This window comes from Ramlibacter sp. (assembly GCF_013697775.1).
Taxonomy (GTDB): Bacteria; Pseudomonadota; Gammaproteobacteria; order Burkholderiales; family Burkholderiaceae_C; genus Ramlibacter.
Window position 1 is genome coordinate 1 of the sequence record NZ_JACCWG010000335.1, and the last position, 7,879, is coordinate 7,879.

At 62.7% G+C, this 7,879-nt stretch carries 7 protein-coding genes; 3 read left to right on the top strand and 4 right to left on the bottom strand.

Going from position 1 to position 7,879, the window contains the following annotated elements:
- Positions 1–164: 164 nt before the first annotated feature.
- The 4 genes from H0U68_RS16835 to dnaA form a co-directional block, all read right to left on the bottom strand.
- A complete protein-coding gene (locus H0U68_RS16835; RefSeq protein ID WP_296357643.1) occupies positions 165–1,331 on the bottom strand; it encodes a DUF3883 domain-containing protein in 1,167 nt (388 codons plus the stop codon).
- 19 nt (positions 1,332–1,350) lie between these two features.
- On the bottom strand, positions 1,351–3,966 hold the full coding sequence (gyrB, locus tag H0U68_RS16840; protein WP_296357645.1) for a DNA topoisomerase (ATP-hydrolyzing) subunit B: 2,616 nt from the start codon (positions 3,964–3,966) through the stop codon (positions 1,351–1,353).
- A 13-nt stretch (positions 3,967–3,979) separates the two neighbouring features.
- Positions 3,980–5,086 (bottom strand): DNA polymerase III subunit beta, encoded by a 1,107-nt coding sequence (gene dnaN / locus H0U68_RS16845; RefSeq protein ID WP_296357647.1) that lies wholly within the window; start codon positions 5,084–5,086, stop codon positions 3,980–3,982.
- A gap of 167 nt (positions 5,087–5,253) precedes the next feature.
- Positions 5,254–6,666 carry a chromosomal replication initiator protein DnaA gene (gene dnaA / locus H0U68_RS16850; protein ID WP_296357649.1) on the bottom strand — a complete coding sequence of 471 codons (1,413 nt, stop codon included), beginning with the start codon at positions 6,664–6,666 and terminating at the stop codon, positions 5,254–5,256.
- A gap of 194 nt (positions 6,667–6,860) precedes the next feature.
- Here dnaA and rpmH point away from each other — a divergent pair, with 194 nt between their 5' ends.
- Genes rpmH through yidD form a run of 3 tightly spaced genes read left to right on the top strand, consistent with a single transcriptional unit; the run spans position 6,861 to position 7,734 of the window.
- Positions 6,861–6,995 (top strand): 50S ribosomal protein L34, encoded by a 135-nt coding sequence (rpmH, locus tag H0U68_RS16855; protein WP_145893359.1) that lies wholly within the window; start codon positions 6,861–6,863, stop codon positions 6,993–6,995.
- Between the two features lie 53 nt (positions 6,996–7,048).
- On the top strand, positions 7,049–7,465 hold the full coding sequence (locus tag H0U68_RS16860; protein WP_296357658.1) for a ribonuclease P protein component: 417 nt from the start codon (positions 7,049–7,051) through the stop codon (positions 7,463–7,465).
- Positions 7,462–7,734, top strand: a complete 273-nt coding sequence (yidD, locus tag H0U68_RS16865; RefSeq protein WP_296357660.1) for a membrane protein insertion efficiency factor YidD — start codon at positions 7,462–7,464, stop codon at positions 7,732–7,734. The genes H0U68_RS16860 and yidD overlap by 4 nt, the downstream gene beginning before the upstream one ends.
- Positions 7,735–7,879: the final 145 nt, after the last annotated feature.

Sequence of the window (7,879 nt, forward strand, 5' to 3'; positions counted from 1 at the left end):
GGAACTCCTCGAAGAGATTTGCAAGAAAACAGGTGCTGGCAAGACCATACCTTGCAAATCCCGCGCCCATCAACCCGAAAAACTGCGAGCCAGATCAACGGGTTGCGGGTTGTTCAGGGCGGACTAACTAACGCCTTACCGGCGCGGTGACTGCCAGTCACCGCTTAACGCGGAATTAGATGCGCGCGGAAAGAGAATGGGTCCAATGCGCAACGACTTTCGATGGCGCCCTGCAGTTCAAAAAAGCGTGGCGCTCCCCTGAAATCAAACACACGGCACAAATGAAAAGCTGACTCGTGCTCCCGCGCGAACTCAAGCTCGTTTGCCGACACGAAGAATGGTGTCAGCTCTCCGAGGGCTGTTGTTTTCACTTCGACAAATCGATCGGCGCCGTTCTCGGTGAACGAGTGAATGTCGTAACCCAGCCCGTCACCGTCTTCTACTGCAACATGGCGAACCTTATCAGCGAGTTGAACGAGACCTCTCTGCGCAAGCCTGCGCCGCTCATATTCCAGGATCAAGAGCTCTCCAGCGCGTCCAAGCGTGCTGTTCCGGGCTTCGCGTTCAATGTAGTCGCGCTTGACTGCTCGGCGTTTTCGCGGAACGCCATCTCTCGCTACTTGGTTTTTTTGGCGTACAGCAGGAATTGGAACTTGCACCAGGTCATACGACGCGGGGTCAAGAGGAACGGCGGGCTTGTCGGTGAAGGAAATGGCAAGTTGGTCTAAAGCTGGTCGAGAGGCAAGCTGCTGTTCTAATACATCCAGCAAAAGCATCTGCTTATTCACGGCCGGCAAGTAACCCCTTAGAGGCGGATACCCAAGTTCCAATAGCGCAGCACTGACGTTTCGTCGCTTGAACTCAATTGCCGATTCAGAACGATTATTTAAGAGCGGCAGGAGAGCTCGTCGCTGCGAAGACTTGTTGAATGTCTGGCCAGCGAGCTCTCGGGCCAACATGTCCAAGTAATCAGAGACAAGAAGCTCAACCTCTGCTCTCGCCCAAACCTGAGATGCCTCCGCCTCTGACGCGATTTCTACCTGGGTGGCTACATTGAAACCGAGTTGCCGGAGCAACTTCACGACTTGAGTCTCCCCTCCCGAGAAATCCGTGGATCGAAGCGGCCCTCGTTCTGGGAAGCGAACTCCGTAAGCTGCTCCGATGATTGCCTTTGAGTCAGCCCACGTTCCCGTGAGTGGGTCTAGGACGAGATACTGCAAAGCTGAGCCGAAGCCGTACTTTTGCAAAAATGCTTCTCGGCCGATCGCGATGAACTCCCGAAGTGCGGCGTCGACTGCGTCGCTCGTTATCAGGTGCAATCCGATGGCCACGTCCGAGAGCTTGCTCTAACTACACGTCAATATTCGCCGCCCGCAACGCATTCGTCTCAATAAAGTCCCGCCGCGGCTCCACCTCGTCCCCCATCAGCATCGTGAACACCTTGTCCGCCTCGATCGCGTCTTCGATCTGCACGCGCAGCAAGCGGCGCACGGTGGGGTCCATGGTGGTTTCCCACAGCTGCGCGGGGTTCATCTCGCCCAGGCCCTTGTAGCGCTGGCGGCTGGTGGCGCGTTCGGCTTCGCCGATCAGCCAGCGCACGGCCTGGCGGAAGTCGCCGACCTTTTCTTCCTTGGCGCGCTCGCCCTCGCCGCGCTTGACCATCGCGCCCTCGCCCAGCAGGCCGCGGAAGGTGTCGGCGGCCGTGGCCAGCGCCGCGTAGTCGGCGCCGTGCACGAAGTCCTGCGTGATCACGCTGCTCTTGATGTTGCCGTGGTGCCGGCGGCTGATGCGCAAGATCGGCTTGTCGGCCCGCACGTCGAATTCGCTGGCCACTTCGGCCGCCGTGGCGTGCCCCGTGCCTTCGGTTTCCTGCAAACGCTTTTGCAGCAGCACGGCGCTTTGTTCCGCGTCGGCCACCGTGTCCAGGTTCAGGCGCACGCCGTCGGCCATGGCGCGCAGCGCCTCGGCGTCCATGAAGCCGCCCAGGCGGGCAATCACCTGCTCGGCCACCTGGTGCTTGCGCGCCAGTTCGGCCAGCGTGTCGCCGCTCAGCACCGTGGGGTTGGCGCCGCCCGTGTGCACGCTGGCGCCCAGCAGCGCAATGCGCAGCAAAAAGACATCGAGTTCGCTGCCGTCCTTCAGGTACAGCTCCTCCTTGCCGGCCTTCACCTTGTACAGCGGCGGCTGCGCAATGTAGATGTGGCCGCGCTCCACCAGCTCGGGCATCTGGCGGTAAAAGAAGGTGAGCAGCAGCGTGCGGATGTGCGCGCCGTCCACGTCCGCGGCGGTCATGATGATGATGCGGTGGTAGCGCAGCTTGGCCACGTCGAAGTCGTCCACGCCGCTCTTGCCCGATTCGGCCAGCACCTTGCCGATGCCGGTGCCCAAAGCAGTGATCAGCGTGACGATTTCGTTGGAGGTCAGCAGCTTTTCGTAGCGCGCCTTCTCCACGTTCAGGATCTTGCCGCGCAGCGGCAGGATGGCCTGGAATTTACGGTCGCGGCCCTGCTTGGCGCTGCCGCCGGCGGAGTCGCCCTCCACGATGTAGATCTCGCACAGCGCGGGATCCTTCTCCTGGCAGTCGGCCAGCTTGCCGGGCAGGCCCATGCCGTCCAGCACACCCTTGCGCCGCGTCATTTCGCGGGCCTTGCGCGCCGCCTCGCGCGCGCGCGCCGCCTCGACGATCTTGCCGACGATGATCTTGGCGTCGTTCGGCCGCTCCTGCAGGAAGTCGTTGAGCTTGTTGGCCACCACGTCTTCCACCGGGCCGCGCACTTCGCTGGAAACCAGCTTGTCCTTGGTCTGGCTGGAGAATTTCGGTTCGGGCACTTTCACGCTCAGCACGCAGGTCAGGCCTTCGCGCATGTCCTCACCGGAGATTTCCACCTTGGCCTTCTTGGCCAGTTCGTTGTCGTCGATGTACTTGTTGATGACGCGCGTCATCGCCGCGCGCAGGCCGGTCAGGTGGGAGCCGCCGTCGCGCTGCGGAATGTTGTTGGTGAAGCAGAGCACCTGCTCGTTGTAGCCGCTGTTCCACTGCATGGCCACTTCCACGCCGATCATGCTTTGCTGGTCGCTCAGCTTCTCGCCGATGGCCGTGAACGCGTTCGGGTGCAGCACCTGCTTGCCCTTGTTCACGTACTCCACGAAGCCCTTCACACCGCCCGCGCCGGCAAAGTCGTCTTCCTTGCCGGTGCGCTCGTCCAGCAGGCGGATGCGCACGCCGTTGTTCAAAAACGAGAGTTCACGCAGCCGCTTGGCCAAAATCTCGTAATGGAAGTCGGCGTTTTCCTTGAAGATCTCGGTGTTGTCCGGAAGAAAGTGCACCTCGGTGCCGCGCTTGTCGGTGTCGCCCATCACCTGCATCGGGGACACCGGCACCATGGTGCCGTCCGGCGCCTTCCGGTCTTCCAGAATGCGGTTCTGCACGAAGCCGCGCGAGAACTCCAGCACGTGCATCTTGCCGTCGTTGCGCACCGTCAGGCGCAGCATTTTCGACAGCGCGTTCACGCAGCTCACGCCCACGCCGTGCAGGCCGCCCGAGACCTTGTAGCTGTTCTGGTTGAACTTGCCGCCCGCGTGCAGTTCGGTCAGCGCGATTTCCGCGGCGCTGCGCTTGAAGTCGTGCTTGTCGTCCCACTTGATGCCGGTGGGAATGCCACGCCCGTTGTCCACCACGCTGATCGAGTTGTCGGTGTGGATGGTGACCATGATGTCGTCGCAATGGCCGGCCAGCGCTTCGTCGATGGAGTTGTCCACCACCTCGAACACCAGGTGGTGCAGGCCGGTGCCGTCGGACGTGTCGCCGATGTACATGCCCGGGCGCTTGCGTACCGCCTCCAGGCCTTCCAGGATCTGGATGGAGCTCGCGTCGTAGTCGCCGCCGTTGGCAAGCGTCGGGGGCGTTTGCGGGGCGTTTTCGCCGTTGCCGCTGGACTCGGGTTGCGCGTGTTCTTCTGCAGCCATGTGTTCGCTTCTCTTAAATCCGCATCGGCATCACCACGTACTTGAACGCGGCGTTGTCCGGGTTGGTGACCAGCGCCGAGCTGTTGGCGTCGGCAAGTTCCAGTTTCACCATGTCCTGGCCCATGTTGGCCAGCGCGTCGATCAGGTAGGTGACGTTGAAGCCGATCTCGATGGCGTCGCCGCCGTAGTCGATGTCGAGTTCGTCGATGGCCTCTTCCTGCTCGGCGTTGTTGCTCGCCACGCGCAGGGTGCCGGGCTCGATGTTCAGGCGCACGCCCTTGAACTTCTCGGAGGTGAGGATGGCGGTGCGCTGCAGGCTGGCCAGCAGCGGCGCGCGGCCCAGGGTCACCGAGTTCTTGTGGTTCTTGGGGATGACGCGGTTGTAGTCGGGGAACTTGCCTTCCACCAGCTTGGTGACGAACTCCATGCCGTCGAAGGCGAACTTGGCCTGGTTGTTGGCGAACTGCATTTCGATGGCGCCTTCGCCGTCGGTCAGCAGGCGCTGCAGCTCCAGCACGGTCTTGCGCGGCAGGATCACTTCCTGGCGCGGCACTTCCACGTCGAGCATGGCGCTGGCATAGGCCAGGCGGTGGCCGTCGGTGGCTACCAGCGAGAGCTGCTTGCCTTCGGCCACGAACAAAATGCCGTTCAGGTAGTAGCGGATGTCGTGCACCGCCATGGCAAAGGACACCTGGTTCAGCAGGTCCTTCAGCGTCTTTTGCGGCACGCTGAAGGTGGGGCCGAAGCTGGGCGCTTCCTGCACCAGCGGGAAGTCCTCGGCCGGCAATGTCTGCAAGGTGAACTTGCTCTTGCCGCCCTTCAGAATCAGCTTGTTCTGGCTGGACTCCAGGCTCACGGTCTGGTCGGCCGGCATGGTGCGCAGGATGTCGATCATCTTGCGCGCGCCCACCGTGGTGGTGAAGCTGCCGCTGTCGCCTTCGAGTTCGGCCGTGGTGCGGATCTGGATCTCGAGGTCGCTGGTCGTGAACTGCAGGCTGCCGGCGGTCTTGCGCAGCAGCACGTTGGCCAGGATCGGCAGCGTGTGCCGCTTCTCCACGATGCCGGCGACCGACTGCAGGACCGAGAGCAGTTTTTCTTGTGTTGCCTTCAGAACGATCATCTCTGCCTCTTCTGGTGTTTTCTGTGTGGTTTCGGTTGGTCGCGCGGCGCGAAACCCCCATTTTCGCCGCAATTTTCGTTCGGGCTGAGCTTGTCGATGCCGCTACGGCCCTTCGACAGGCTCGGGGCGAACGGGCGCCAGTTCCCGGCGAACGGTGCTGCTGTCGGTCATCCCTTGAGCGTCTGCTCCAGCACGTGCAGTTGCTGGTTCAGCTCGGTCACGTTCTGGCGCTCGCCGGAGATCTTGCGCACGGCATGCAGCACGGTGGTGTGGTCGCGCCCGCCAAACAGCTCGCCGATTTCCGGCAGGCTTTTCTGGGTCAGTTCCTTGGCCAGGTACATGGCGATCTGCCGGGGCCGCGCGATGGAGGCCGGCCGCTTCTTGCTGTACATGTCGGCGACCTTGATCTTGTAGTAGTCGGCCACCGTCTTCTGGATGTTCTCCACGCTGATCTGCCGGTTTTGGATCGACAGCAGGTCGCGCAGGGCCTCCCGGGCCAGCGCGATGGAGATTTCCTTCTGGTTGAAGCGCGAATAGGCCAGGATCTTGCGCAGCGCGCCTTCCAGCTCGCGCACGTTGGAGCGCACGTTCTTGGCAACGAAGAAGGCCACTTCCTCGGGCATTTCGACGCTTTCGGCGCGCGCCTTGTTGATCAGGATGGCCACGCGCATTTCCAGCTCGGGCGGCTCGATGGCCACCGTCAGGCCGGAATCGAAGCGCGAGACCAGCCGCTCGTGGATGTCCGCCAGGCCCTTGGGATAAGTGTCGGAGGTCATCACGATGTGGCTTTTCTTGGCCAGCAGCGCTTCGAACGCGTTGAAGAATTCTTCCTGCGTGCGGTCCTTGTTGGCGAAGAACTGCACGTCGTCGATGAGCAAAAGGTCCAGCGAGTGGTACTTGTCCTTGAACTCGTCGAAAGTCTTGCGCTGGTAGGCCTTGACCACATCGGAAACGAATTGCTCGGCGTGGATGTAGAGAACTTTGGCCGTTGGCCGGTCTTCCAGCAGCTTGTTACCCACAGCGTGGACCAGATGGGTTTTTCCCAGGCCGACTCCGCCATAAATGAACAGCGGGTTGTACAGATGCCCCGGCGTGCCCGACACGTGCATGGCGGCGGCGCGCGCCATGCGGTTGGCCGTTCCTTCCACCAGGGTGTCGAAGGTGAGGCCCGTGTTCAGGCGGGTCTTGAAGGCCGCGAGGGCCGCGTCTTCGTCCGGCTCGGTGGACTCGGGAACCGAGGTCGGCACCACGTTGGTGGACGTGACGTATGTTCTGGTCGCGTTCTCGCGAGGAGTGATCGCTAACTCAAGCTGCACCGGCTGGCCGTAGATCTTTTCCAGCATGCCGGCGATGCGGCCGGCGTACTGGGCGCGGACCCAGTCGAGCTTGAAGCGGTTGGCCACATACAAAGTGACCTTGGAGAAGTCTTCCGACACCTGCGCCACCAGGGGCTTGATCCAGGTGTTGAACTGCTGTTCGGGCAGTTCCTGCGCGAGTTGGTCGACGCAGGCTTGCCAAAGGCTGTCCCCCGCGCCCAGGCTGGCCGTTGACGCCAGACTGTTGTGTTGCCCCTCACTCATGTTGCCGTTCGCCTTGTGGATTAGTTTCGCGCGCGAAACAGCGCATTCTAGTTTATGAAGACCTTATCCACAAAGGCGCCGGCGCTGCGCGAAGCTCAGGCGGCACCACGCAAACCGGCCATAAGCGATTGCCGGGCCATGGGTTTTCCGCGATAATCATGGGTTACCCTGAGATTCAATAGAGAACTCCGACCATGAAGCGCACCTACCAACCCTCCAAAGTCCGCCGCGCACGCACTCACGGCTTTCTGGTCCGCATGAAGACCCGTGGCGGCCGCGCCGTCATCAACGCGCGCCGCGCCAAGGGCCGCAAGCGCCTGGCAGCCTGAGCAAGCCGGCAAGGCAGCCTCCTTTTCCCGCCGGCGCTGGTCGCGACACTTTCGTGCAGCGGCTCAAGACCCGGGCGCAATTCGAGGCGGCCATGGCCGGCGCGACGGTGTCGCGCACCGCGCACTTTGTGCTGCACCGTGCGCCCGCCGGGCCTCCTTCCTTAGCAGGGCCTGGGTCCGATGAACCGCAGGCCCTGTTTGCCGTGCGTGAGGCCGCGGTGCCTGAAGTGTCCTTGGGTGCCGTCGTTCCCAAGCGCTGGGCCAAGCGCGCCGTCACCCGTAATGGCATCAAGCGGCAGATCTACAACGTGAGCATCGCCTTCGAAGCCCGCCTGGCCCGCACCGCCCACGTGGTGCGGCTGCGCAGCGGCTTTGCGCGCGAGCAGTTCCCCAGCGCCTGGTCCGACGCGCTGAAGCAGGCCGTGCGCGGCGAGCTGCTGCAGCTATTCGCAAAAGGCGGCGCGCGATGATGCGGCGCCTGCTGATCGGTGCGGTGAAGGGCTACCGGCTGCTGCTGTCGCCCTGGCTGGGCGGCGCCTGCCGCTTCACGCCCACCTGTTCCGTGTACGCGCTGGAGGCGCTAGAGCGCCACGGCGCGGCGGCCGGCAGCTACCTGGCCGCCCGGCGCATCGGGCGCTGCCATCCCTGGTGCGCCGGCGGGCACGATCCGGTGCCGGTTGAAAAACCGCGCCTGTTCGCGCATCTGTGCCCACCCTACCAAGACAAGAAAAATCCATGAACGACATTCGCCGCACCATCCTGTGGGTGATCTTTGGCTTTTCCATGGTGCTGTTGTGGGACCAGTGGCAGGTCTACACCGGGCACCAGGCCACTTTCTTCCCCAGCAAGAAGCCGGCGGTGACGGCCCCCGCACCGGCCGGCAC

Coding starts and splice junctions, on each gene's coding strand:
- gyrB (WP_296357645.1), bottom strand. CDS start 3,966: ATGGCTGCAGAAGAACACGCGCAACCCGAGTCCAGCGGCAACGGCGAA.
- dnaN (WP_296357647.1), bottom strand. CDS start 5,086: ATGATCGTTCTGAAGGCAACACAAGAAAAACTGCTCTCGGTCCTGCAG.
- dnaA (WP_296357649.1), bottom strand. CDS start 6,666: ATGAGTGAGGGGCAACACAACAGTCTGGCGTCAACGGCCAGCCTGGGC.
- rpmH (WP_145893359.1), top strand. CDS start 6,861: ATGAAGCGCACCTACCAACCCTCCAAAGTCCGCCGCGCACGCACTCAC.
- yidD (WP_296357660.1), top strand. CDS start 7,462: ATGATGCGGCGCCTGCTGATCGGTGCGGTGAAGGGCTACCGGCTGCTG.